This is a genomic window from Mesorhizobium sp. M4B.F.Ca.ET.214.01.1.1 (genome assembly GCF_004791545.1).
Taxonomy (GTDB): domain Bacteria; phylum Pseudomonadota; class Alphaproteobacteria; order Rhizobiales; family Rhizobiaceae; genus Mesorhizobium; species Mesorhizobium abyssinicae.
Window position 1 is genome coordinate 208,120 of sequence record NZ_SRUX01000004.1, and the last position, 23,523, is coordinate 231,642.

Consider the following 23,523-nt stretch of genomic DNA (forward strand, 5'->3'; position numbering starts at 1 on the left):
GGGGCGGCGCCTGGCGCCGCCCCTTCCATCGCAAAGGGAGTGACGGCATTGAGCTTTGCCGACGAGATCACCGTCGAGGCGTTGGAAGCCGATCCTTACCCGATCTATGCCGAACTGAGGCGCAGCGCCCCGGTCGCCTATGTTCCGGCGGTCAACCTCTGGTTCGTCACCCGCTGGAAGGATGTCGAGACCGTCGCCAAGTCGCCCGACATCTTCTCGGCGGTGGTCGGCACCTCGCCGGTCGAACGCTCCTTCGGCAAGCCGACCATCCTGACCACCGACGGCGAGACGCACAGGGAATTGCGGCAGGGCGTCGATCCAAAATATCGGCCGCGCACCGTCGCCTCCTTTGCCGGCGACCTCGTGTGCTCTATCGCCGGGCCCTTTCTCGACCAGATCGCCGAACAGGGCACGGCGGAACTGATGGCAGACTATTTCGAGCCGGTGTCGACGCTCAGCCTGGCGCGCTCGCTCGGCCTCGACGACATCGACATGCCGACCCTGCGGCGCTGGTTCTATGGCCTCGCCCAAGGCGCCATCAATTTCGAGAACGACCCGAAGCGGCAGGAGATCGCCGATGCGATCAGCGCCGAGGTCGGCGCCGCCATCCTGCCGACGCTTGAGCGGCTCGCCCGCGAGCCAGACGACTCGGCGCTTTCGCACATGCTGCATGACTGCATGCCGGATGGGAAAACCCGTCCGATCGATTTCCTGATGCCGAGCATCAAGGTCATCCTGCTCGGCGGCATGCAGGAGCCCGGCCATGGCGCCGGCTCGATCCTTGCCGGCCTGCTCGCCCATCCAGAACAGCTGCGGCAAGTGCTCGACGATCTTGACACCTTCGTGCCGAAGGCCGTCGACGAGGGCCTGCGCTGGGTGGCGCCGATCGGCACCCAGACGCGCCAGACGACACGCGCGGTGGAGATCGGAGGAGCCGTGATCCCCGCGGGGGCGCCGGTCGCGGCGCTGGTTTCCTCGGCCAGCCGCGACGAAAGCCGCTTCACCGACCCCGATCGTTTCGACATCCATCGCGACGAAGGCAACCACGCCGCCTTCGGCTTCGGCCATCATTTCTGTTCCGGCCGCTTTTTCGCGCGCGAGCAAATGTGCCTGGCGCTACGGTTGTTGCTCGAGCGCTTCCCGGACCTGAAACTGGTGCCCGGGAAGGAGCCGATCTTCCGCGGCTGGGAGTTCCGCGCGCCTACCACTCTCAATGTCGCTTTCGGAGCCGCTGCCCAATGATCAGCCAGACCACCATCGACACGCTGCGCAAGGCCGAGGTCGGCGCGCGAAATCTGTTCATCGATGGCGTCCAGACGGCAGCCGCGACCGGCGCCACCTTGCCGGTGATCTCGCCGATCGACGGACGTCCCTTCGCCAGCATCGCCGACGGCAATGCCGCCGATGTCGATCGCGCGGTGCTCGCTGCCCGCAAGGCCTTCGAGAAGGGGTCCTGGTCGCGCGCGGCTCCCGCCTTTCGCAAGAAGGTGCTGACGAGGCTCGCCGAACTGGTCGAGAAGCACGCCGACGAACTCGCCGTGCTCGGCGTGCGCGACAACGGCACCGAGATCGGCATGGCCTACAAGGCCGAGCCGCTGTCGGCGGCCGGCACCATCCGCTACTACGCCGAGGCGATCGACAAGATCTATGGCGAGATCGCGCCGACTGCCGACAATGTGCTGGGCCTGATCCACACGGAACCGCTCGGCGTCGTCGGCGTCATCGTGCCGTGGAATTTCCCACTGATGATCGGCGCCTGGAAGATCGCGCCGGCGCTCGCCGCCGGCAACTCGATCGTCGTCAAGCCGCCGGAAATCGCTTCGCTGACGCTGCTGCGGCTGGCCGAGCTTGCTGCCGAGGCCGGGTTGCCGGAAGGCGTTTTCAATGTCGTCACCGGTCGCGGCGCGGTGGCCGGCGAGGCGCTCGGCCTGCACATGGATGTCGACGCGATTGCCTTCACAGGTTCCGGTCCGGTCGGCCGCCGCCTGCTCGACTATTCGGCGCGCTCCAATTTGAAGCGCGTCTTCCTCGAGCTCGGCGGCAAGTCGCCCAACATCGTCTTTGCCGACGCGCCGGACCTGAAGCAGGCAGCGACCGTGTCGGCCAACGGCATCTTCCGCAATTCCGGCCAGGTCTGCGTCGCCGGTTCGCGCCTGCTCGTCCAGGCGTCGATCTACGATCGCTTCATGGACGAGCTCCTCAAGGCAACCGCCAGGCTGAAGGTCGGCGATCCGCTCGATCTCGGCAGCGACATCGGCGCGGTGTCGAGCGCAGAGCAACTCGACAAGAACCTCGGTTTCGTCACCAAGGCGGCGGAGGAGGGCGCCCGCCTCGTCACCGGCGGCGAGCGCATCCTGACCGAGACCGGCGGCAGCTACATGGCGCCGACCATCTTCGAGAACGTGACGCGGGACATGCAAATCGCCCGCGAGGAAGTGTTCGGGCCCGTGCTCGGCGTCATGCGCTTCGACACCGAGGAGGAAGCGGTGAGCCTTGCCAACTCCACCGTCTACGGGCTGGCTTCCGCCGTGTGGACATCGAACCTGTCGACCGCGCACCGCATGGTGCGCGCCATCAATGCCGGCGTCGTCCATGTCAACACCTATGGCGGCGCCGACATCACCGTGCCGCTCGGCGGCGTCAAGCAGTCCGGCTTCGGCCGCGACAAGTCGCTGCACGCCGTCGAGAAATACACCGACCTGAAGACCGCCTGGATCGCGCTCGGCTGACGGCGGTCTAACGCTGCTGGATCAGTGTCCGCGCCGCATCCGCTCCCGCCGAAAGGATGCGATCCGACAACTCCGTGCCTTCGACCGCGCGGGCCAGTTGCAGCGCGCCGATGAGCGTCGCAAAGACGCCCAGCGCCACGCCTTCCGGATCCTTGCCCGGCGGCAAAGCGGCGGACACCTGGCTCACCAGTGACAGGAAGCGCTCGGTATAGACCTGGCGGGTTTCAGGCGGCTGGCGCGCTATCTCCGGCAGCAGCGCGGCGGACGCGCAGCCCTTGTCCGGATTGTCCCGATGCGCGGCCGACAGATATGCCCCTATGGCCATTTCGGGACCGCCCGAAGCCAACAACTCCTGCATTTGCTGCGACTGGGTATCGAGGGCCGCCGCCACGCTTTCGCGGACAAGTTCCGCCTTCGACTGAAAGTGCGGATAGAAGGCGCCGTTCGTCAGCCCGGCGTCGCTCATGATGGTCGCCAGTCCGGACGCGGCGATGCCGTCGCTTCGAAAGCGTTCGGCGGCGACTTCCATGATCCGGCCGCGTGAGGCGTCCTTCCGGCCCTTTTCATAGCGCATGGCTGCACGTCCTTTCGGCTATTGCATTATGATCATAATGTGTTATTATACTCGTAATTTAATGGGCTGGAAAGAGCCGGCCTTGGTGATCTTGGAGTATGACATGAGCGCGAATTCCGGAAAGACCGCTATCGTGACCGGAGCCTCGTCGGGCATCGGCTGGGCCAGCGCCGAGGCCTTGGCCCAGGCGGGGTTCACCGTTTTCGGGACGAGCCGCCGCGCGGCCGGCAACGGCCCGGAAGGGGTGACCATGCTGGCCTGCGACGTGACCGACGGCGATGCCGTCGCGGCGCTCATATCGACGGTGCTCTCGCGCACCGGCCGGATCGACGTGCTGGTCAACAATGCCGGCGTCGGCATGCTTGGCGGCGCCGAGGAATTCTCGATCGCGCAGGTACAGGGCTTGTTCGACGTCAATCTGTTTGGCGTCGTGCGTATGACCAACGCGGTATTGCCGTCGATGCGGCGGCATGGCGAAGGGCGCATCATCAACATCGGCTCGATATTGGGTCTCGTGCCGGCGCCGTATTCGGCCCACTATTCGGCGGCCAAGCACGCGATCGAGGGCTATTCGGAATCGCTCGATCACGAGGTTCGTGCCTTCAACATTCGCGTCTCCGTCATCGAGCCGGCATTCGTGCGCACCGTCTTCGACCAGAACGGGATCGAGCCGGATTCCCCGTTGCAGGAATATGATCGGGCGCGCGCCGGGGTCGACGCCCTGCTTCGCGATGTGATGCCGAAGGCCGACCGGCCGGAAGTGGTGGCGGATGTGATCGTCAAGGCCGCGACCGATGCCCGTCCGCGGCGGCGCTACACCGCCGGCAAGGCCGCGCGGCAGGTCAGCATGCTGCGCCGCTTTGTCCCCGCCGAGATGTTCGACAAGAGCTTGCGCAAGCAGTTCCGCTTGCCGGTCTGATCAGGCGCAGGGCAGGGGGATGCTCACCGTGCGGCACACCAAAACCACTTTCAGGAAGTTACTGCCATGAAGGCATTCGTTGTCGACAAATATAACAAGAAGGGCATCCTGCGGCTGGCCGAGATGCCGGAGCTGAAGCTCGGGGACAGCGATGTCCTGGTCGAGATCCATGCGGCGGCGGTGAACCTTCTCGATTCCAAGGTCAGGACCGGAGAGTTCAAGCTCATCCTGCCCTATAGCCGGCCCTTCATCCTCGGCCACGACGTGGCCGGCAAGGTCATCCGCGTGGGATCGAAAGTTCGCAGGTTCAAACCTGGCGACGAGGTCTATGCGCGGCCGCGCGATGGGCGGATCGGGGCATTCGCCGAGTTCATCGCCATCGATGAAGCCGACGTCGCCTTGAAGCCCAGCAATCTCAGCATGGAGGAGGCGGCCTCGATCCCCCTGGTCGGTCTGACCGCCTGGCAGGTGCTCGTTGAACGGGCAAAGCTGAGCAAAGGACAGAAGGTCTTCATCCAGGCCGGCTCCGGCGGCGTCGGCATATTCGCGATCCAGCTGGCAAAGCATCTCGGCGCGACCGTTGCGACGACGGCGAGCGCAAAAAGCGCTGCCCTGGTCAAGGGCCTCGGCGCCGATGTCGTCGTCGACTACCGGAAAGACGACTTCGAAAAAATCCTGTCGGGCTACGATATCGTTGTGAACAGCCAGGACGCCCAAACGCTCGAAAAGTCGCTCACTGTGCTCAAACCCGGCGGCAAGCTCATCTCGATCTCCGGCCCGCCGGATCCCGAATTCGCCAGGGAAAAGGGGTTGAACCTGGTGCTGAGGACGCTCCTGCGCCTTCTAAGCCGCGCCATTCGGTCCAAAGCCAGGCGCCGTGGCGTGAGCTTTTCGTTCCTGTTCATGTGGGCGCAGGGCGACCAGTTGGGCAAGATCACCGCCCTCATCGAATCCGGCGCGATCCGCCCGGTTGTCGATCGGATCTTTCCCTTCGAAGCGACCAACGAGGCTCTGGCCTACGTCGAAACGGGACGCGCCAAGGGCAAGGTCGTCATCAAGGTCAGATAGCGGCATCCTGGGCGTGCGCGGCTTTTGGAGCGCGATGCGCTCAGACGGCGATTTGAAGCGTCCCGTAGCGCTTTACTTCGGCCTCGATCTCCCTGACCAGCGTCTCCAGCGCGGGGTTTCGGGGGCTGCGCGCGCGCCTGACAATATAAGCCAGGTCTGGAGGCTTGGGGAATTTGTGGTCGACTATCTCCATATCGGGCTGCAGGTGCCGCTGACTCAAGAGTGCGACGCCGAGCCCGGCGGTCACGCCTGCAATGATCCCGGCTGCGCTGGAGCATTCGAACACGGTCTCGAACACCGTGCCCTCGTCCTGCCCGACGTCCATGCCCCAGCGCCGGAAGAAGCAGTCTTCATCGAAGGACAGGAATGGGACCGGCTTCCCGTTCGACAGAGCCAGGTCGCGCGATTTCACCCAATGCAGCGTCTCGCGAAACAGGAGGATATCGGCGGGCCGGACCTCGTGCTGGAACACCTGGATGATGGCGGCATCAAGAGCTCCTTGGCTGAGCTGCTCCTGCAGGACGAGGCTCATGCGCACATGCGTGCGGACGCTCACCTCCGGGTAGAGCCGGCGAAACCGGCCAAGAATGCGCGAAAGGTCGGTGCAGGTCGTATCCTCGGTCATTCCCAGCGCAATCTTGCCCTGCAACGTGCTTTTCGACAGGCTCAGGACCGCCTCGTCATGGATGCCCAGAATGCGCCGCGCATAACCAAGCAAATCCAGTCCGGCCGTGGTAAACATCGGCGCGTTTGCCTTCCGAGCGAGGATTTCGCAGTCGAGGCTCGCTTCCAGTCTCCTGATCTTGTGGCTGACCGCCGACTGCGACAAGCCGAGGATCTCGGCAGCGCGCGTGACGCCGCCATGCTTCTCGATCGCGACCAGTGCGCGCAAGGCGTCGACATCCAGGCGGCGGCTCATCACTCCAGCCATGACAATCCTCAATCGAAACCAATGCGATACGCCGATTTCTGATCCGGCGACGCTTTTCAGGCAAGCCAGTATGCTGATTTAGCGGCTATTTCATGATCGTATCGAAATTTGTCATATGCAAACGTGCGTGCTTGTCGCCAATAGTCAGCGCCAAAATTGGCCGTGATCCGCTTCTCGGAGCTACGGGCGCCTGACCAAAGAGATCCCATGACGCTCCTGCACAGCAAAGCCCATCGCCTCGTGTGGCCAATGATGGCGACGGCCCTGGTGGTAAGCTGGAGTTCTGGCTTCGTCGGCATCCGCTACACCAGCGAGAATGCCGATGTCATGCTGGTCCTGTTCTGGCGGACCCTGATGTCGGGATTGATTCTTTTGCCATTTGCTCTGCTGATCGGGCCGCGCATAGGCGCACGTGCCCTGGTCGAGCAGATGGTCTTCGGCGTGGCGATGATGTTCCTCTATCTGGGCGGATTCGCGCTTGCCATCGGTCAGCGCGTGCCGACCGGCCTTGTCGCGCTGATTTCCGATCTTGTCCCTCTCGCCATCGCAGCCTTGTCGCAGCCGGTTCTGGGGCAGCGATTGACCGGGCGACAATGGATCGGAACGGCTCTCGGAGTGACAGGCGTGCTCGTCGTCTCGCTGGACAGCCTGGAGCCTCGGGACGGCCCCGGCCTGGGCCTATGTGTTGACAGTCGCTTCCATGATGGTTCTGGCGCTGGCAACGGTGGTGCAGAAGCGGATGGGGACGATCAATATGCCCATCCATCAGAGCCTATGCATTCAATGCCTGACGGCGGCGATCCTTTTCGCCGCCTGCGCCGAAAGGAATGGCGGGCTGATGCCGCCCCTCGATGCCCGATTCGGGTTTGGCATCGCCTGGCTGGTGCTGTTTTCGACCTTCTTTTGCTACAGCACCTATTATGTGAGCCTGCGCCTCTACACGGCCTCGCAGGTCAGCAGTGTGATCTATCTCAGCCCACCGGTGACGATGCTCTGGGGCTGGTCGATGTTCGGCGAGCCGCTTTCGACGGCGATGTTCGTTGGCCTTGCGGTGACACTGTTCGGTGTCTGGTTCACGTCGTCGCGCAGCGCAGCGTGGAAGGACCTGGAGCTCGGTCAGCAGCATATCGGATGATCAGTCGATGACGGCTCGTGCGATCACGCCAGTGTCGATCCAATCATGGACATCAAGGAGGTGAACCTATGAAGCTCACGGATTTCAAAGCCCTGACCTTCGATTGCTACGGCACGCTTATAGACTGGGAATCCGGCATGATCGACGGCCTGAAGCCGTTGACCGAACGGGCTGGCCGCGGCTTGAGCCGGAACGAGATTCTGGAGGCGCACGCCCGGCACGAATCCAGTCAGCAGAAATGGACACCGGGGAAACGCTACCGCGACCTCCTGCCGATCGTTTACAAGCGACTTGCGGAGGAATGGGGTGTCATCGTCACCCGCGAGGAATGTGTGGCGTATGGCGAAAGCGTGAAGGATTGGCCGGCTTTTAGCGACTCCGCACAGGCCTTGCAGTATCTCAAAAGGCACTACAAGCTGGTCATCCTCTCCAACGTCGACAACAAGAGCTTTTCGTTTAGCAACAAGAAGCTCGGCGTGGATTTCGATGCGATCTATACGGCGGAGGATATCGGCTCCTACAAGCCTTCCGACCGGAACTTCGACTATATGCTCGAAAAGCTCGGGACAATCGGGCTCGAGAAGCGACAGATCCTGCACACGGCGGAAAGCATGTTCCACGATCACGCTCCCGCCAACCGGTTCGGCCTGACATCGTGCTGGATCTATCGCCGGCATGCGGATCAGGGCTTCGGTGCCACGATGAACCCCGGCGACGTACCGACGGTGGATTTCCGCTTCGACAGCATGGCCGATCTGGTGAAGGCGCATGCTGAAGAATTGCGGCGTGGCTGATAGCTGAGCCGCCGGGCCGCTATTGCGTGACACCGCGCCCGCAGAAGCGGTCGTTCGACAATGTCCAATTTTGACCAAGGCCGTCGTTCGTTATGACCCGCAAAGGCCACGCCGCCAGCCTCTTCACCCCAGCAAATTGCGCGCCGTGCGCATGAAGATCCTCGATCCGATCGGGATCAGGTCGTCCGGAAAATCATAGTCCGGATTGTGCAGCGCCGGGTAGCGCTCGCCGGCGCCGAGGAAGAACATCGCCGACTTGGCGCTGTGGCCGAACAGGCCGAAATCCTCCGAGGCGCGCATCGGCAGGGCTTCTTCGCCGTGCACGACGCTCTCTTCGTCGAGGGCGCGGCGCAGGTGCTCCACCGCGTCCGGTGCGTTGATGCTGGCGACGAAGATCTCGTGGTAGTCGGAGCTTACGGCAAGGCCATGCCGGCCGGCGATTTCCGCGGCCAGCGCTTCCGCCGCGGCGCAGAGATCCGCCATGCGCTCGTCGCGCCGGGTGCGCAGCGTCGCCCAGACTTCTGCATGAGCGGGCGCGATGCCGAACACGGCTTCGCCCATCTCGGCATGGGTGACGGTCACCATGGAAAAATCGTCGTCGGCGAAGCTGCCGCGCCCGAGCGCCGGCAGCGCCGGCATCAGCTCGCTGATCGCCAGCATCGGCGAGACGCCGGTCTCCGGCATCGAGGAATGCGCGGTCTTGCCCTCCAGCACGATGCGCATGCCGCGCGAGGCGCAGTTGACCACGCCGCTCTTCAGCCGCACCTCGCCGAACGGCACGCCGGGCAGATTGTGCAGCGAGAAGGCGAAATCCGGCGCGATCTCGCCGAAGCGCGGATCGGCGACGACGCCGGCCGCGCCATTGCCGGTCTCTTCCGCCGGCTGGAACATCAGCACGACGCGGCCGCTTGCCGGCCGCTCGCGCCCGAGCTGACGGCCGAGCGCGGCCAGGATCGCGGTGTGTCCGTCATGGCCGCACATATGCGACTTGCCCGGCACCTGCGAGGCATGCGGCACGCCGGACAGTTCCTCGATCGGCAGCGCATCGAGTTCGGAGCGGAACAGCACGGTCGGGCCGGCCCGGCCGCTGTCGTAGACCGCCGCGACGCCGTGCCCGCCCAATCCGGTCAGCACCTTGTCCGGCCGCGTATCGGCGAGGAAGGAGACGACTTCCTTTGCCGTTTTCTCCTCCTCGTTCGAAATCTCCGGCTGCCGGTGCAGCTTGCGCCGCCACGCGGTCAGCTCGACAATATCCCGATTGGTCAGGGTCATGCTTCTTGGCCTCCGATGACGACTTGCTAGCGACAAATGGCCGTGCCCGCCACGGCCATCGTCCGGGCTTGGGCGGGGCCAGGCCTGGCCACCGGCCTTACTTCACCCGGTTGGGGCACAGCGCCTTGAACTGCTCCAGCGTATAGTCGTAGCCGGAAGCGCCGGAGCCATCGAGCACCACATTGTCATCAATCGATGTGATCAGATAGTCCGTCGTCACATCGGTGCCCTCATTGCGGCCCTGGAACAGCATGTTGGCGCCATAGAAGGTGGTGAACTTGCCGGTCTTGCAGTTGGCGGTGATCTCGAAGTGCAGGGGCGACTTCATTTCCGCGTCGATGCAATCCTTGGAGAAATCGTGGCCATATTCACGGCAGAAGACGCCCGCCTTCCGCCTGTTGTGTTTGGCCACGATGCTGGCGTGTGTGGAGCCGATGCCGGTCTTTTTCACGATGGTGAGTTCCATCCCCACCCTGGCGCCGTAGGCTATCGTACTCGCCTGCGCCGCTGTCGCCAAGATCAAGGCGGGCAGAACAACCACCAGATGTCGCATGGAAACTCCTCTCTTTGACCGAGAGGTTTCACGCCGGCGATCGTCGGGTCAAGCCCCTGCGGGGGCTCGCCGTTTCCCAGCAACGCCGAGCCGCTCTATCTTGTCGTCTGGCGCAAATCCGGGCGGCCGACGGCCCGTCCGGACCGGCGTAAGCCTGTTTGGGACTGCATTTTGCGCCGCCTGGCCCAATCGCCGCCAATGCGGAAGAGGATGGCCATTATGAGGAGACCCTTTATAACGGTCGCTGAGATTTGCCATATCCAAGGGGAGACGATGCGTTACATACGTCCGCTTTCAATCGAAGATGCCGTCGGCCAGTTGGCCGGATCGGCCGGCACCGCCGCCATCCTTGCCGGGGGCAGCGACCTGCTGGTGAGGATGAAGGGCGGCTTCATCGAACCCGACCTGATCGTCGACATCAAGGCCATCGAGGGCCTGAGCGAAATCAAGGAGACGGCCGAAGGCTTCAGCATCGGCGCCGCGGTGCCCTGCGCCGTGCTCGGCGAGAGCGCTTCGCTCAAGAAGGCATGGCCGGGCGTCGTCGAGGCGGCGAACCTCATCGGCTCCAAGCAGGTGCAGGGACGCTGCACCATCGTCGGCAACCTCTGCAACGCCTCGCCCGCCGCAGACAGCGTGCCGGCGCTGGTGGCTGCCGGCGCCAAGGCACTCGTCGCCGGACCTTCGGGCAAGCGCACGATTGCCGTCGAGGCGGTGCCGACCGGGCCGGGTCGGACCTCGCTCGCCAAGGGCGAGATCGTCGAGGCGATCCTGCTCGACAAGCGGGCGCCGCGCTCGGGCGATGCCTATCTGCGCTTCATTCCGCGCACCGAGATGGACATCGCCGTGGTCAGCGCCGGCGTCAACCTGACGCTCGACGAGCAAGGCGTCGTCAAATCGGCCCGCGTCGCGCTGGGCGCAGCGGCGCCGACGGTGCTTTTGGTCGACGAGGCCGCCGAGGCCCTTATCGGCAGGAAGCTCGACGAAGCAGCACTCGAGCGCCTGGCCAAGGTCTGCGCGGGCGCCTGCCGCCCCATCGACGACAAGCGCGGCACCATCGAGTTCAGACGGAAAGTTGCGGGCGTGCTGGCCAGGAGAGCCGCCACGACCGCCTATGCGCGTGCAGGAGGCAAGTGATGGCTGGCGTAGCGGTTTCAACAACAATCAACGGCGATCACGTCGAGTATCTTTGCCAGCCGGACGAGACGCTGCTCGACGTGCTGCGCGACCGGCTCGGCCTGACCGGTGCCAAGGAAGGCTGCGGCACCGGCGACTGCGGCGCCTGCTCGATCATCCTCGACGACCGGCTGGTCTGCTCCTGTCTGGTGCTCGGCGCCGAGGCCGAAGGCCGGCGCATCGAGACCGTCGAGGGCATGGCGCATGGCGAAAAACTGCATCCGCTGCAGCAGAAATTCCTCGAGCACGCCGCCCTGCAATGCGGCATCTGCACGCCGGGTTTCCTGATCGCGGCGAAAGACCTGTTGGCGAAAAACCCCGACCCGACCGAGGAGGAGATCCGCTTCGGCCTGGCCGGGAACCTGTGCCGCTGCACCGGCTACGACAAGATCGTGCGCGCCGTCCAGGACGCGGCGAACGTGATGAAGGGAGCCTGAGATGAATTTCGATCCGCGCTATTCCGGACGCAATTTCTCCTCCGTCGGCACGCGCCCGATCCGCCCCGACGGCGTCGACAAGGTGACCGGCCGCGCCCGCTACGGCGCCGACTTCAACATGGCCGGCCAGCTCGTCGGACGCGTGCTCAGAAGCCCGCATGCCCACGCGATCATCCGGAAGATCGACACCTCGAAGGCGGAGAAGCTCGCCGGCGTCAAGGCGGTGATCACCGCGAAAGACCTGCCCGACCTCACCGACGGCGATGCCGGCATGTACGACATTCTCGACAACTGCATGGCGCGCGCCAAGGCGCTCTATGACGGCCATGCGGTGGCCGCCGTCGCCGCCGTCGATGCGCGCACCGCCAGGCAGGCGCTGAAGCTGATCGCGGTCGACTACGAGGTGCTGCCGCATGTCACCGATGTCGACGAGGCGATGAAGCACACCGCGCCGCTGATCAACGACACGATCTTCACCGAAGGCCTCGAGGAAAAGCCGGTAAAGCCGTCCAACGTCACCAAGCGCAGCCAGTTTGGCCATGGCGACGTCCATCAGGGCTTTGGCCACGCCGACTTCATCGTCGAGCGCTCCTTCAAGACCGAGCAGACGCACCAGGGCTATATCGAGCCGCATGCCTGCGTGGCGAGCGTTTCGTCCGACGGCACCGCCGACCTCTGGGTCTGCACGCAAGGCCATTTCGTCTATCGTCAGCACTGCGCGCAACTGCTCGGCATGGAAGCCTCGAAGCTGCGCGTCACCTCGTCCGAGATCGGCGGCGGCTTCGGCGGCAAGACCCATGTCTGGGCCGAGCCGGTGGCGCTTGCCTTGTCCAGAAAGGCCGGACGGCCGGTGAAACTGGTGATGACCCGCGACGAGGTGTTCCGCGCCTCGGGTCCGACCAGCGCCACCTCGATCGACGTCAAGATCGGCGCCCGCAAGGACGGCACCATCACCGCCGCCGAAGCGACGCTGCGCTACACGAGCGGCCCCTATGCCGGCACGTGGGCCGAGATCGGCGCCATGACCGCCTTCGCCTGCTACAAGCTCGAGAACGTCAAGACCGTCGGCTACGAGGTGCTGGTCAACCGGCCGAAGACCGCGGCCTATCGCGCGCCTTCCGCGCCGATGGCGGCCTTCGCGGTGGAAAGCGCCGTCGACGAGCTCGCCAAGGAGGTCGGCATCGACCCGGTCGAGTTCCGCATCAGGAACGCCGCGCAGGAAGGCACGCGCTCGTCCTACGGCCCGGTCTACGGCCCGATCGGCATCGGGCCTACGCTTGAGGCAGCGAAGAACCATCCGCACATGAAGGCGCCGCTGAAGGAAAACCAGGGCAGGGGCATGGCCTGCGGCTTCTGGTTCAACTTCGGCGGCCAGACCTGCACCGACCTGAACATCGGCATGGACGGCTCGGTCTCGCTCGCCGTCGGCACCGTCGATGTCGGCGGCTCCCGCGCCTCGCTGTCGCTGGTGGCGGCGGAGGAGCTCGGCATCGACTATTCGCAGGTCAAGGCGATCGTCGCCGACACCTCCAGCCTCGGTTACAACGACATGACCGACGGCAGCCGCGGCACCTTCTCCTCCTCGATGGCGACCATCTCGGCCGCCCGCAACGCGATCAAGATCCTCAGGGAACGCGCCGCGCAGATGTGGGACATCTCGGTCGACGACGTCGCCTGGGAACAGGGCCACGCCGTCGCCAAGGGTGACAATCACGGCAATCTCGGAAAACTGTCGCTGAAGGAGATCGCGGCCAGGTCGGGTACGACCGGCGGGCCGATCGCCGGCCACAGCGAACTCGTCGCCGACGGCGCCGGCGTCTCCTTCGCCACCCATATCTGCGACATCGAGGTCGACCCCGAGACCGGCTTCACCAAAGTGATCCGCTACACGGTGGTGCAGGACGCCGGCAAGGCGGTGCACCCGACCTATGTCGAGGGCCAGTACCAGGGGGGTGCTGCGCAAGGCATCGGCTGGGCGCTCAACGAGGAGTATATCTACGGCAAGGACGGGCGGCTGCAGAACGCCGGCTTCCTCGACTACCGCATCCCGGTCTGCTCCGACCTGCCGATGATCGACACGCAGATCCTCGAGATTCCCAACCCCAACCACCCCTATGGCGTGCGCGGCGTCGGCGAGACCTCGATCGTGCCGCCGCTGGCGGCGATCGCCAACGCGGTGTCGAACGCCGCCGGCGTGCGCATGACCCACATCCCGATGTCGCCGCCGCGGATTCTCGCGGCGATCGAGGCGGAGCGGGAAGGCTGAGAACGTGATGTCGAAAAGCGCGAAGCGGTTTTCGGCTGACGCCACGGTCCAATGAGGTTCTGACTATGGTCGAAGTCACGCTCTGGGGCGCGCTCGGCCAGGTCGCTGGCGGCAAGAGCAAGGTCGAGGTCGAGGCCAAGGACATCAGGGAGCTGTTCCGCAAGCTGGCGGAACAGTATCCCGGCATCGAGCCCTGGATCGATCGCGGGATCGCGGTGGCGATCGATGGGACGATCTATCGGGATACGTGGAGTAAGGAGCTGCCGCCGGGGGCGGAGATATTTCTGCTGCCGCGGTTGGCGGGGGGGTGAGTGGACAATGGGATCACAACGTCCATATCCAGAGCCCGCTACGATGCAGGCTCGATAGTGCCGCTTTTCTGTGCCCGCGCGTGATCAGGAGCTTCCGTTCGCTAATGTCCGATTCTGACCCGAAGCCCACGTCCATCCTACGGCCGCTTGCGTTGGGCCGCATCAGAAGCTGATGGTCTCAGTATACAGCCGGTGCGAGACAGCATGTGTGCCGCCCATCACAAAGAGGTACAAGAGCGACACCAATCGGAACTCGTGCATCTGTTGCTGGTCCAAGAGACGAACCGAGGACGCACAAATCGGCCCAAGCCAACAGGATTCCGGCTTGTGGCCCGGGTATTTGTCTGACATGTTCCCCGTTTCGGAGTTTCTCATCGGTCTATGGGGCGTAAGGATGGCAAAGGACTCTTCGAGTGCCGCTTCTTCGGCAAATAAAGCGGACGCAAATCTGTTAGGCAACGTAAGCGAAAACGGGCTGAACTTCATGGCCGCCCAAAGCCGCGAGGGCGGGGCCGGCGGTGACGCTCCAGGTGTCGACAAGATACGCGATCTTTTGTTCGGCAACCAGATGCAGGACTATGACCGCCGCTTCTCCAAGCTTGAAGAGCGGTTCCTGCAGCGCTTCAAGGATGTCGAATCCGAAGCCAAGCGCAATCTTGAAACCTACGAGTCAAATGCGAAGAAGCAGGTTGACTCGCTGGCGACGCAGTTGCGGAACGAAAAAGATGCGCGAGCCGAGGCCGACAAGGAGATCGACCGCAATCTTCGCGATCAGAATCAGGCGCTTGAAAAGCAGGTGCGCGCGTTGTCTGATCAATTGAGCGAGCTCGAGCGCGAAATAGCGGATCGCATGAACAGAAGCGACCATTTGCTGCGCGAGGAAATCAAGCAAAAGAACGAAAGCGCTCAAATGCTGATGGAGAAGATCTTTTCCGATCTCAGCAACGTCAAGACCGACCGAAATCTTTTGGCCGGCCTGTTTGTCGAGGTCGCAAAATGTCTGAATCAGGATCCCGTTGGCAGCAAGAGCAACTCGGAGCGTAGCTGGAAAGCGAGTTGATCGGAACTTGACGTCGAGCGTCGACCCAATCAGCCTTCCCCAAAGACCAGCTTCGAACGATACCGGGATTGATCGCGAGGCTCTGGCCCGCCTTTTGGTGGAAATTGCCCGGAACGTCGATCCGGACAACCATGCGCTTTACGAAGGAGTTCCAGCCGCCGATCATCGGTTGGAAAGGCTTCGCCAGCTGCTCGTCGGCGGCGAAATCTCGGAACTTTCACGCGTTACGCACCTGCTCGACGAGCCTGAGCAGCTTGCAGCCGCTGTAGGGAACGTTCTCCCCGACGCAACCGCGCGCGCGTCTCATATGCAACTCGGCGAGGCCCTCGCACCGGCCGTAGAAAGGGCCGCGCAGCGGTCCATCCAGAAGAACCCGCACATACTGACGGATATATTGTATCCGGTGTTTCTGCCGGCCATTCGCAAGTCGATCGGCGAAAAGATCGACCAGACCTTCCAGTCCCTGAATGAATCTTTAAGGCATATATTTACCTGGCATGGCCTCAAGTGGAGATTTGAGGCTTGGAGAACCGGAACAAGCTTCTCCGAAGTCGTTCTCAAGCATTCTCTCGTCTATCGCGTGGAGCATGTCTTTCTGATCAGCCGCAGATCTGGGCTTTTGATCGCGCATGTAACCGCCGAAAACGCCACCAGCGAAGACCCTCAACTGATTTCCTCGATGCTCAGCGCAATTCAGGATTTCGTGAAGGACTCGTTCAACGAGAAAGAGAACAGCGGCCTGGACACCATCCGGTTCGGCGAGCTTCGTCTCTGGTCGGAAGTCGGACCGTTTGCGACGCTGGTTGCGGTGATCCGGGGAAACCCGCCGGAGGAATTGCATGACGTAATTCGCGATGCATTGCTCCGAATCCACGATGAATCCTCGCAGGCTTTAGAGGAGTTTGACGGCGACACATCGCAGTTGCCCGGCGTGGAGACGCAGTTGCAGACCTGCGTCGAGCTGCAGCATACGGATTCGAAAGAGGGATTCCCGTGGCTGGTGGTGACGGCAGCCCTGCTGATTGTGACTGCGGCAGGCGCCTGGTTCTTTCTTTCCTGGCAAGCGGGGCAGCGCTGGCAGACCTATCTGTCGCGACTGGCGACCCAGCCGGGGATCGTCGTTTCCGAGCAGAAAATTGGTGGCGGCCAGTTCTATATTGCCGGACTGAGAGACCCGCTCGCCGTTGACCCGCAGTCGCTGTTGCCGGGAACGGAGGTCGATCCCGCCCGCGTTCATTCAGACTGGCAGTTCTATCAGAGCCTTGAGCCGGAATTCGTGCTGAAGCGGCTGACGGCGTCGCTGGCGCCGCCGGGTTCGGTACGGCTTTCGGTCGTCGACGGTCGCATCGTCGCCGAGGGTGAGGCTACCACCACGTGGATCAACCGGGCGCGGACCGCCGCCCAGCAGCTTTCGGCAGGCGGCCCGGTCTTCGACATCTCGGGGGTCCGCGATGTGAGCGCCGAGGAGCGCTGGCAGGCCTATGTGTCGCGACTGGCGACCCAGCCCGGCATCATCGTCGCCGATCAGACTGTGCGCGATGGCCAATTCTATATTGCCGGTCTGAGAGACCCGCTTGCCACCGACCCGCATTCGCTGTTGGCCGAGACGCAGGTCGATCCCGCGCGCGTTCATGCAAGCTGGCAATTCTACCAGAGTCTTGAGCCGCAGTTCGTGCTGAAGCGGCTGACGGCGTCGCTGGCGCCGCCGGATTCGGTGCGGCTTTCCGTAGTCGATGATCGCATCGTTGCGGCGGGTGAGGCCACCACCGCGTGGATCAACCGGGCGCGGACCGCCGCCCAGCAGCTTTCAGCCGGCGGCCCGGTCTTCGACATCTCCGGTGTCCGTGATGTGAGCCCCGAGGAGCGCTGGCAGGCCTATGTGTCGCGACTGGAGAAGCAGCCCGGCATCATCGTCGCCCAACAGAATGTGCGCGATGGCCAATTCTATATTACCGGCCTGAGAGACCCGCTTGCCGTCGACCCGCAGTTGCTGCTGGCCGGGACGCAGGTCGATCCCGCTCGCGTTCATGCAAGCTGGCAATTCTATCAGAGCCTTGAGCCGGTGTTCGTGTTGAAGCGGCTGACGGCGTCGCTGTATCCGCCGGATACCGTGCGCCTTTCGATCGTCAATGACCGCATCGTTGCCGAGGGTGAGGCTCCCGACACCTGGATAGATCGGGCGCGCGCGGCGGCACGACAGCTTTCGGTAGGCGGACCGAAGTTCGACATTTCCAAGGTTCGTGATGTGAGCCCCGATGCACGCGCGGCGGAGCATTGGCAGTATTATGTGTCGCGACTTGAGGCTCAACCGGGAATCATCGTCGCCCAACAAACGGAGAGGGGCGGACATTTCTACATTTCCGGTCTGAGAGACCCGCTTGCCGCCGACCCGCAAGCTCTGCTGTCCGGAACGGGGGTTGATCCTGCCCGCGTTCATTCACAGTGGCAATTCTATCAGAGTCTTGATCCGAAGTTCGTGGTGAAGCGGCTGACGGCGTCGCTGTCCCCGCCGAAATCGGTTCAGCTTTCGATCATCCAGGGTCGCATCGTTGTCGTGGGCGAGGCTCCTGCCGGCTGGATCGGCCGGGCACAGGCCGCCGCCGACCAACTTTCGGCGGACGGAGTGATTCTGGATGTCTCGCAGTTGCGCGAGCTGAACCTTGCCGAACTTAATCATTTGAGAGAGGCCATCCAGACGACCGATATTTTCTTCTCTTCCGGCAAGGTTGTGCCGGGACCGGAGCAGGCGCCGGTGCTTGACAGATTGGCTGATCAGTTGAAGGAATTCGCCGAAAATGCCCGCAAGGCAGGCGTGACAGCGCGGTTCATGTTGACCGGCCATTCGGACACAACGGGCCGTGAGACGGCCAACGCGTCGATCAGCGCCGCCCGCGCCGAGACGGTTCGCGCGCTTCTCAACAAGCGCGGCGTCGCTCCGGAACTGCTGCAGGTCCGGGGCGCGGGCACCTTTGAGCCGGCGGTGCCCGAAAATGAAAATAGTCGAACTGGGAACTCCACCAATCGCCGGGTTTCGGTTACGGTCAGCCTGGAGTAGTGCGGGGCCCAGGATGCTGCAAAAAAAGATCTGCATGTTGGGCGGGTTCGCTGTCGGCAAAACGAGCCTGGTGCGCAGGTTCGTGCAAAGCATCTTCTCGGAAAACTACCTGACCACGGTGGGCGTGAAGATCGACAAGAAAAGCGTCGCGTTTCCGGACAAGACCGTGGATCTGATTTTGTGGGATTTGGCCGGCGAAGACGATATCGGCTCATTCCGCGTCAGCTATGTGCGAGGTGCGACCGGGCTCGTACTTGTCGTCGACGGAACCCGGCCCGCTACTCTTGCCGTGGCGCTTACGCTGCGCGAGCGCGTCGAGGCCGAATTCGGTGCCATGCCGTTTGTATTGCTGTTCAACAAATCCGATCTGACCGATCGCTGGGCAATACCGGATGGTGAGATTGACGAACTGAAGCAACGCGGATGGCAAATCTATCTGACAAGCGCGCTTTCGGGCGAACATGTCGACGATGCGTTTCGTCAGCTTGCCTCGATGGTCGCCAAGTAGACCATGGCTAGGTTGCCGAAAGAAGTCAGAAGCTGGATATACGATTTCTTCTCTAAGGAGCGTTCTGCGGCATATCTAAAAATCGACGCCCGGCAATGCATAGAAGCGAAGGGCGGCAACCTTGGATATTACGGGCTTTTGTCGCTTCGCACTGGCGAGCCCGTTGCCGATCAACTCGAAATCATGGAAGGGCTGCTGCCTTGCCCAGAGCTTCCATTCCATTTGCCCATGATGGAACTGCCCGGCGGGCGTGTCGCGGACCTTCATTTCTTTGACGACAGCGGCTCGGTGTGGCTGCTCTTTCTCGACGCCACGCCCGAACGCGACCATCAGCAGCGGCTTCAGCAGAAGGCTTATGAAATGACGCTCCTGCAGGAGAGGGAGCGTGAACTCAATGCGAAGCTGCAATCGACGAACGAGGCGTTAAGGGAGAGCCAGGAGGGTTTGTCGCGCGAATACCGCCGTGCCGAATCCCTGCTCCTCAACATTCTTCCGGCGTCGATCGCGGAGCGGCTGAAAGCGGACGAGCAAATTGCAGACAACCACGCGGAGGTCAGTGTGCTTTTTGCCGACATCGTCGGCTTTACCGAAAGAGCGCGGAGCGTCGGAGCCGCGACGACGATCGCTATCCTGAATTACTTCTTCAGGGCGGCCGATCTGCTCTCGGAACAATACGGCTGCGAAAAGATCAAAACCATCGGCGATTGTGTCATGGCGGTCGCTGGCCTGCCGGTCGCGCGATCCGATCATGCGCAAGCCATTGCGAATTATGCGCTTGAGCTGCGGGAGGCGGCCAGGCGAGAGCGCTTCGCAGGCGAAGCGCTACGTCTCAGAATTGGAATTCACTCCGGACCGATCGTGGCGGGCGTCATAGGCAAAAGGCGGTTTGTCTATGACCTGTGGGGCGACACCGTTAATCTCGCCGCGCGCATTCAAAAGGCCGCGGAGCCCGATGAAATCCGTATTTCTGATGCAACCCACCAATTGCTCGGACCGGATTTTGCTTGCGAGCCGCTCGGGGAAACGGAATTGCGTGGCACAGGTCTGGTGCGAATGTGGCGGCTCCCGGCCTGATTTGCCGCTTGGGACCACGACCACGGCGGATGCGGGCCTGGCGACGATGCCTGACAGCCGCCGCATGCAACCTTTGCGGGCCGGCGGAAAGGGAAACGATCCCAGGCTCTTAAGTTTCCACCAAATGGCTTGCCGAGGTGGGCTGCAACAGGCCGGGGAACGGCCCGATCCTGGCCGGGCGATGCCCGGACTGGAAGAGGTTGCTGTGGAGGTTGGCAATCCACTGTTTGCCTTCCGTCGTCAGCTCCAGATAGCGGATCGCGTCGGCGATGTAAGGCTCGACTTGCAGTGTGAAGAAATCGGTAAAGAGGGCGCCGAGATCGGCGGCGGTCCTGCAGCCGAGCTTTTCCACCATCCCGATCTCAGAGAACTCCGCAAACAGCGCCGGCAGCTTGCGGTGGTAAAAGGGATCAGCGAGCTGGCCGATCAGGTCCGCGGCCCTGACCAGCGCAGGCTCGGTGTTGGTGACCTGGTAGGCCGGATCGGTCGGCACCGGAAAGCGTGTCATCTCTATCGCCTCGACGATGCGCTCCTCGTTGATGAACTTCGAGGAAGCAAAACGTTGCCGCGCGTAGATCTTGGCGCGGTCGATATGATAGGGCGCAAGCACCGCGTCGGAGGCGCCGCGCGGTGGCGTATAGCGGTCGCCGGCCTCGTTAATGACGAAGCTGTCCTCGGTGTCGCCCTCGCACACGCCGTGCACCATGCCGATATCGTGGACAAGCAGCGCGCAGGTATAATGCAGCCAGTCATCGGGGGTCAGGGATTCCGAAAGTAGCCGGCCGCGAATGATCTGCTGGCCAGCGAGCGTAACCATCAGCGTATGCTCGATGTTGTGATAGAGCGCGTTCGAATTGCCGATGCGCTCCAGGACAAGGCGGGCCGCCCCGCCCAGGTAGCTCGCATATTCCGGATTGCGATGCGAGAAATACTGGAGGTAGAGTTCCGACAGATAGTCGCCGAGCCGGTCGGCCATGATGGAGATTGGATTGAGCATGACAATCGTTCCTGACCGCCTTGAAGCGCGGCAAGCCGCGTCCTGCGGCGGCCACCCTAGCACGGTTCCGGCACAGATTTCATAGGACCAAGGCCCCAAGGCAGCGGCGACTGCCGAATGTTGCCGGGGGGCGGAGATTTTCCTGCTGCCGAGGCTGTCAGGGAGGATAGGCAGACCGGCGATCGCCTCGCATGGTCGGTGATCAGGCTCGCGACAAGGCCCTTGCTTCCGCTTTCACAGTTTTCGCGTTGGGTTAGATCCGGTGCGGGGCGTCGCCTCCACCGAGTTTTTTCGCCCCTACAGGCCCGCAAGGGCCTGAGCTGTAAGCAGCCGGGCTACCAAGCGGTACTGCTCTACGAAGAACTCATCATTCGTGAACCATTCGGCATAGGGCGCCATGCGAACGCCCTTCGCTTCGGCATCGTTGATCTGGCTGGCGCCGGCGAAGATTAGCCGTTTGCCGTCCGATGAACGAACCATCTCAGCGCTGACGGTCATTGCAATGCCTCGCCCATCGTTAACCGGAACGCTCAATGCGTGGTTGACGTTGATCTTCAGCCTGGCGGAGGCGCCCGATGCCGCGTCTGTCACGCGGTATCCCTTGCTGACAAGGTCTTCCTTCGCCTGACTCTCGATGAACTCGCGGAGGTTGGTGCGCGTATCCACGACCTCTTGAAGACGGGAAGTGGCCTCTGCCACCGTGGCGGGCACTTTCCCCGAACTTGCATTTGCCTCACTTGAATTTGGCGCAAAGACAGTGGCTTTCGACAGCTGCACCGGCTCCACGTAGACGAAGCCCAAGGAGGCCTTGCTCTGCGGGTCAATGGAGGACGCGACGCAACCTGTAAGAGCGATCGCGACAAGGGCAATAAGACTGCGGCGAAGCAATGGAATCTCCAAATTTTCAAAGTCGATTCGCTATACTACGGAACAGGTTATTCGGAGAGGGCCACGCGCGTTCACTTCGGCCGCGCCGGGCGTCTACATGAAAGCAATCTACAAGGATGAGGCCGGCGGCGAATCCACGATCCTGATGAAACTGGATCCCGGCCTTGCACGCTCACGATGAACTCGAGGAAGTGCGCGTGCAGGGAGGCTCGGAAGGCGCAGAGGATGAAGATGGCGCAGAGCGTCAGCATCTGGGCGGCAATGCTGCCGCGCTCCGGAACTGCGGCAGGAAGGCGAGGAAGATCGCCACCTTCGGGTTAGTCACGTCCATGACGATGCCACGCATATACGGCGTGCCGGGCGAATTCTAATCGCGGTCACTGGCGAGACGCCGTCTGCGGTTGCTCACGATCGCCGGCGTCCAGCCGAGGCCGCGACAGGTGATCCAAAGCAGAACGGCCTGACCGGCGAGGCCGACGACGATCGAAGCAACGGCTATGCCCGAGACGATATCGGAATCCATGTTTGCGAGCCCCCGCCCGGCATGATTACCAGCAGGAAGTATTGGCTCGACCGGCGTGCGAGTCACTTACCGAATAATATGGACTAGGCCGAAAGGGGTATGTCGTGACGGGCGAAGCAATTCCTGCAAGCGCAGCGGTCGCCGATGGCGACAGCGGGCGCGTCAAGGAGCGCCGTGTTTGTCACCTTCGTCATCCTGGGGCGGAGCAAGGAGCGAAGCGACGCGCGCAGACCCTGGATCCATGCCGCGACCTGCGCGCCTTGCGACGGTGCAGTTTTTGATCCGCCGCATTCTACGAAAAGCGTCACGGCATGGATCCTCGGGTCAAGCCCGAGGATGACGAAGCGTTGGCGGAGCCGGAGCACCAGGCGCTGAGAGCGCCGGCGGACAGCGCACCCCTTCGGGTCAAGCCCGAGGATGACGAAGCGTGGCGCGAGTCTGCGGCAGGTCGCGATGCACGGCCCGCTCAGGCGGCCCTGGTCTTCACCAGGCTCACGGCAGCCATCAGCGCCTCCGCCGCCTCGACCGACGACCCCGGATTCTGACCGGTGACGAGCCGGCCGTCGACCACCGTGTGCACGCCCCAATCCTTGACCCTGGAGAAGACCGCGCCGAGCTGGATGAGCTCGTCCTCGACGAGGAAAGGCACGACGTTGGTGAGACCCACGGCCGCTTCCTCGGCGTTGGTGAAGCCGGTGACATAGCGGCCTTGAACGAACGGGGTGCCGTCGGGATTGGTCACGTGACGCAGGACGCCCGGCGCATGGCAAACGAGGCCGACCGGCTTGCCGGCGGCAGCGAAGGATTCGATCAGCCTGATCGAATTCGGATCTTCGGCCAGATCCCACAGCGGCCCGTGTCCGCCCGGGTAGAAGACCGTGTCGAAGTCCTTCTGGTCGATGCTGTCCAGGCGCACCGTTTCCCCAAGCTGCGCCTTGGCAAGCTCGTCGGCGCTGAAGCGCCGCGTAAGGTCGGTCTGGAACATCGGCTCGTCGCTCTTCGGGTCGAGAGGCGGCTGGCCGCCCTTCGGCGAGGCGAGCGTGATCTCGGCGCCGGCGTCCTTGAAGACATAATACGGCCCTGCCAGCTCTTCGAGCCAGAAGCCGGTCTTCTTGCCGGTGTCGCCCAGAGTGTCGTGGGAGGTGAGTACGATGAGGACTTTCATTGTCGCTTGCTTTCGTCAGAGGATGCCGCGCCGCGAGGCGTCGCCGCCGGTTGATTGGGAGCTCGATCAGCCGCATCGGCTTATCGAGGAG

General features: G+C 63.0%; 21 protein-coding genes and 1 pseudogene. 14 read left to right on the forward strand and 8 right to left on the reverse strand.

Annotated elements, in window-relative coordinates; genetic code table 11:
• Nucleotides 1-39: 39 nt before the first annotated feature.
• Nucleotides 40-1,242: a cytochrome P450 gene (locus tag EN857_RS10240; protein ID WP_245511287.1), complete on the forward strand. Its 1,203-nt coding sequence runs from the start codon at nt 40-42 to the stop codon at nt 1,240-1,242.
• Nucleotides 1,239-2,729, forward strand: a complete 1,491-nt coding sequence (locus EN857_RS10245; RefSeq protein ID WP_127394023.1) for an aldehyde dehydrogenase — start codon at nt 1,239-1,241, stop codon at nt 2,727-2,729. The genes EN857_RS10240 and EN857_RS10245 overlap by 4 nt, the downstream gene beginning before the upstream one ends.
• Before the next feature lie 7 nt (nt 2,730-2,736).
• On the opposite strand, the gene EN857_RS10250 is transcribed toward EN857_RS10245, so the two are convergent.
• Nucleotides 2,737-3,303, reverse strand: coding sequence for a TetR/AcrR family transcriptional regulator (locus tag EN857_RS10250; RefSeq protein ID WP_127394021.1), 567 nt, complete (start codon nt 3,301-3,303; stop codon nt 2,737-2,739).
• A 103-nt stretch (nt 3,304-3,406) separates the two neighbouring features.
• On the opposite strand from EN857_RS10250, the gene EN857_RS10255 reads away from it, so the two are divergent.
• Both EN857_RS10255 and EN857_RS10260 read left to right on the forward strand, forming a co-directional pair.
• Nucleotides 3,407-4,222, forward strand: a complete 816-nt coding sequence (locus EN857_RS10255) for an oxidoreductase (protein ID WP_127394022.1) — start codon at nt 3,407-3,409, stop codon at nt 4,220-4,222.
• Between the two features lie 66 nt (nt 4,223-4,288).
• Nucleotides 4,289-5,290 (forward strand): NADP-dependent oxidoreductase, encoded by a 1,002-nt coding sequence (locus EN857_RS10260; RefSeq protein WP_128346482.1) that lies wholly within the window; start codon nt 4,289-4,291, stop codon nt 5,288-5,290.
• A gap of 40 nt (nt 5,291-5,330) precedes the next feature.
• Here EN857_RS10260 and EN857_RS10265 read toward each other — a convergent pair whose 3' ends face one another.
• Complete coding sequence (locus EN857_RS10265; RefSeq protein ID WP_127284984.1) at nt 5,331-6,221, reverse strand: LysR family transcriptional regulator; 891 nt, start codon at nt 6,219-6,221, stop codon at nt 5,331-5,333.
• A 207-nt stretch (nt 6,222-6,428) separates the two neighbouring features.
• Between EN857_RS10265 and EN857_RS10270 the strand changes: the two are divergent.
• Both EN857_RS10270 and EN857_RS10275 read left to right on the forward strand, forming a co-directional pair.
• Nucleotides 6,429-7,356: pseudogene (locus tag EN857_RS10270) on the forward strand (DMT family transporter).
• A gap of 68 nt (nt 7,357-7,424) precedes the next feature.
• Complete coding sequence (locus tag EN857_RS10275) at nt 7,425-8,150, forward strand: haloacid dehalogenase type II (RefSeq protein WP_127393504.1); 726 nt, start codon at nt 7,425-7,427, stop codon at nt 8,148-8,150.
• Nucleotides 8,151-8,273: 123 nt separating this feature from the next.
• On the opposite strand, the gene EN857_RS10280 is transcribed toward EN857_RS10275, so the two are convergent.
• Both EN857_RS10280 and EN857_RS10285 read right to left on the reverse strand, forming a co-directional pair.
• Nucleotides 8,274-9,422, reverse strand: a complete 1,149-nt coding sequence (locus tag EN857_RS10280; RefSeq protein WP_127393505.1) for an amidohydrolase — start codon at nt 9,420-9,422, stop codon at nt 8,274-8,276.
• A 97-nt stretch (nt 9,423-9,519) separates the two neighbouring features.
• The gene (locus EN857_RS10285; RefSeq protein ID WP_127393506.1) at nt 9,520-9,975 is read right to left on the reverse strand and encodes a hypothetical protein; all 456 of its coding nucleotides are present in this window, start codon (nt 9,973-9,975) and stop codon (nt 9,520-9,522) included.
• A gap of 273 nt (nt 9,976-10,248) precedes the next feature.
• Here EN857_RS10285 and EN857_RS10290 point away from each other — a divergent pair, with 273 nt between their 5' ends.
• From EN857_RS10290 to EN857_RS10325, 8 genes are all read left to right on the forward strand, one after another.
• Complete coding sequence (locus EN857_RS10290; protein ID WP_135858504.1) at nt 10,249-11,109, forward strand: xanthine dehydrogenase family protein subunit M; 861 nt, start codon at nt 10,249-10,251, stop codon at nt 11,107-11,109.
• Nucleotides 11,109-11,585 (forward strand): (2Fe-2S)-binding protein, encoded by a 477-nt coding sequence (locus EN857_RS10295; RefSeq protein WP_127394218.1) that lies wholly within the window; start codon nt 11,109-11,111, stop codon nt 11,583-11,585. Before EN857_RS10290 ends, EN857_RS10295 begins: the two co-directional genes overlap by 1 nt.
• Before the next feature lies 1 nt (nt 11,586).
• On the forward strand, nt 11,587-13,851 hold the full coding sequence (locus EN857_RS10300) for a xanthine dehydrogenase family protein molybdopterin-binding subunit (protein WP_128346795.1): 2,265 nt from the start codon (nt 11,587-11,589) through the stop codon (nt 13,849-13,851).
• Nucleotides 13,852-13,916: 65 nt separating this feature from the next.
• A complete protein-coding gene (locus tag EN857_RS10305) occupies nt 13,917-14,162 on the forward strand; it encodes a MoaD/ThiS family protein (protein WP_127394193.1) in 246 nt (81 codons plus the stop codon).
• Between the two features lie 394 nt (nt 14,163-14,556).
• A complete protein-coding gene (locus EN857_RS10310) occupies nt 14,557-15,222 on the forward strand; it encodes a hypothetical protein (protein WP_127284993.1) in 666 nt (221 codons plus the stop codon).
• A 7-nt stretch (nt 15,223-15,229) separates the two neighbouring features.
• Nucleotides 15,230-18,277 (forward strand): OmpA family protein, encoded by a 3,048-nt coding sequence (locus EN857_RS10315; RefSeq protein ID WP_135858506.1) that lies wholly within the window; start codon nt 15,230-15,232, stop codon nt 18,275-18,277.
• Between the two features lie 13 nt (nt 18,278-18,290).
• Nucleotides 18,291-18,785, forward strand: a complete 495-nt coding sequence (locus EN857_RS10320) for a Rab family GTPase (protein WP_126056366.1) — start codon at nt 18,291-18,293, stop codon at nt 18,783-18,785.
• Between the two features lie 3 nt (nt 18,786-18,788).
• Nucleotides 18,789-19,859, forward strand: a complete 1,071-nt coding sequence (locus EN857_RS10325; RefSeq protein ID WP_127286609.1) for an adenylate/guanylate cyclase domain-containing protein — start codon at nt 18,789-18,791, stop codon at nt 19,857-19,859.
• A gap of 109 nt (nt 19,860-19,968) precedes the next feature.
• On the opposite strand, the gene EN857_RS10330 is transcribed toward EN857_RS10325, so the two are convergent.
• The 4 genes from EN857_RS10330 to EN857_RS10345 all read right to left on the reverse strand — a co-directional run bounded on the left by EN857_RS10330 (nt 19,969) and on the right by EN857_RS10345 (nt 23,432).
• Nucleotides 19,969-20,835: a metal-dependent phosphohydrolase gene (locus EN857_RS10330; protein WP_245494800.1), complete on the reverse strand. Its 867-nt coding sequence runs from the start codon at nt 20,833-20,835 to the stop codon at nt 19,969-19,971.
• A gap of 318 nt (nt 20,836-21,153) precedes the next feature.
• Nucleotides 21,154-21,744 carry a hypothetical protein gene (locus EN857_RS10335; protein ID WP_135858508.1) on the reverse strand — a complete coding sequence of 197 codons (591 nt, stop codon included), beginning with the start codon at nt 21,742-21,744 and terminating at the stop codon, nt 21,154-21,156.
• A gap of 367 nt (nt 21,745-22,111) precedes the next feature.
• On the reverse strand, nt 22,112-22,267 hold the full coding sequence (locus EN857_RS34650; protein WP_187331221.1) for a hypothetical protein: 156 nt from the start codon (nt 22,265-22,267) through the stop codon (nt 22,112-22,114).
• Nucleotides 22,268-22,733: 466 nt separating this feature from the next.
• Nucleotides 22,734-23,432 (reverse strand): type 1 glutamine amidotransferase domain-containing protein, encoded by a 699-nt coding sequence (locus tag EN857_RS10345; protein ID WP_127393772.1) that lies wholly within the window; start codon nt 23,430-23,432, stop codon nt 22,734-22,736.
• Nucleotides 23,433-23,523: the final 91 nt, after the last annotated feature.

Excerpts from the sequence above, each read along its gene's own strand:
- EN857_RS10245 (WP_127394023.1), top strand. The coding sequence starts at position 1,239 with ATGATCAGCCAGACCACCATCGACACGCTGCGCAAGGCCGAGGTCGGC.
- EN857_RS10250 (WP_127394021.1), bottom strand. The coding sequence starts at position 3,303 with ATGCGCTATGAAAAGGGCCGGAAGGACGCCTCACGCGGCCGGATCATG.
- EN857_RS10255 (WP_127394022.1), top strand. The coding sequence starts at position 3,407 with ATGAGCGCGAATTCCGGAAAGACCGCTATCGTGACCGGAGCCTCGTCG.
- EN857_RS10260 (WP_128346482.1), top strand. The coding sequence starts at position 4,289 with ATGAAGGCATTCGTTGTCGACAAATATAACAAGAAGGGCATCCTGCGG.
- EN857_RS10265 (WP_127284984.1), bottom strand. The coding sequence starts at position 6,221 with ATGGCTGGAGTGATGAGCCGCCGCCTGGATGTCGACGCCTTGCGCGCA.
- EN857_RS10275 (WP_127393504.1), top strand. The coding sequence starts at position 7,425 with ATGAAGCTCACGGATTTCAAAGCCCTGACCTTCGATTGCTACGGCACG.
- EN857_RS10280 (WP_127393505.1), bottom strand. The coding sequence starts at position 9,422 with ATGACCCTGACCAATCGGGATATTGTCGAGCTGACCGCGTGGCGGCGC.
- EN857_RS10285 (WP_127393506.1), bottom strand. The coding sequence starts at position 9,975 with ATGCGACATCTGGTGGTTGTTCTGCCCGCCTTGATCTTGGCGACAGCG.
- EN857_RS10290 (WP_135858504.1), top strand. The coding sequence starts at position 10,249 with ATGCGTTACATACGTCCGCTTTCAATCGAAGATGCCGTCGGCCAGTTG.
- EN857_RS10295 (WP_127394218.1), top strand. The coding sequence starts at position 11,109 with ATGGCTGGCGTAGCGGTTTCAACAACAATCAACGGCGATCACGTCGAG.
- EN857_RS10300 (WP_128346795.1), top strand. The coding sequence starts at position 11,587 with ATGAATTTCGATCCGCGCTATTCCGGACGCAATTTCTCCTCCGTCGGC.
- EN857_RS10305 (WP_127394193.1), top strand. The coding sequence starts at position 13,917 with ATGGTCGAAGTCACGCTCTGGGGCGCGCTCGGCCAGGTCGCTGGCGGC.
- EN857_RS10310 (WP_127284993.1), top strand. The coding sequence starts at position 14,557 with ATGGCAAAGGACTCTTCGAGTGCCGCTTCTTCGGCAAATAAAGCGGAC.
- EN857_RS10320 (WP_126056366.1), top strand. The coding sequence starts at position 18,291 with ATGCTGCAAAAAAAGATCTGCATGTTGGGCGGGTTCGCTGTCGGCAAA.
- EN857_RS10325 (WP_127286609.1), top strand. The coding sequence starts at position 18,789 with ATGGCTAGGTTGCCGAAAGAAGTCAGAAGCTGGATATACGATTTCTTC.
- EN857_RS10330 (WP_245494800.1), bottom strand. The coding sequence starts at position 20,835 with ATGGCCGACCGGCTCGGCGACTATCTGTCGGAACTCTACCTCCAGTAT.
- EN857_RS34650 (WP_187331221.1), bottom strand. The coding sequence starts at position 22,267 with ATGGATTCCGATATCGTCTCGGGCATAGCCGTTGCTTCGATCGTCGTC.
- EN857_RS10345 (WP_127393772.1), bottom strand. The coding sequence starts at position 23,432 with ATGAAAGTCCTCATCGTACTCACCTCCCACGACACTCTGGGCGACACC.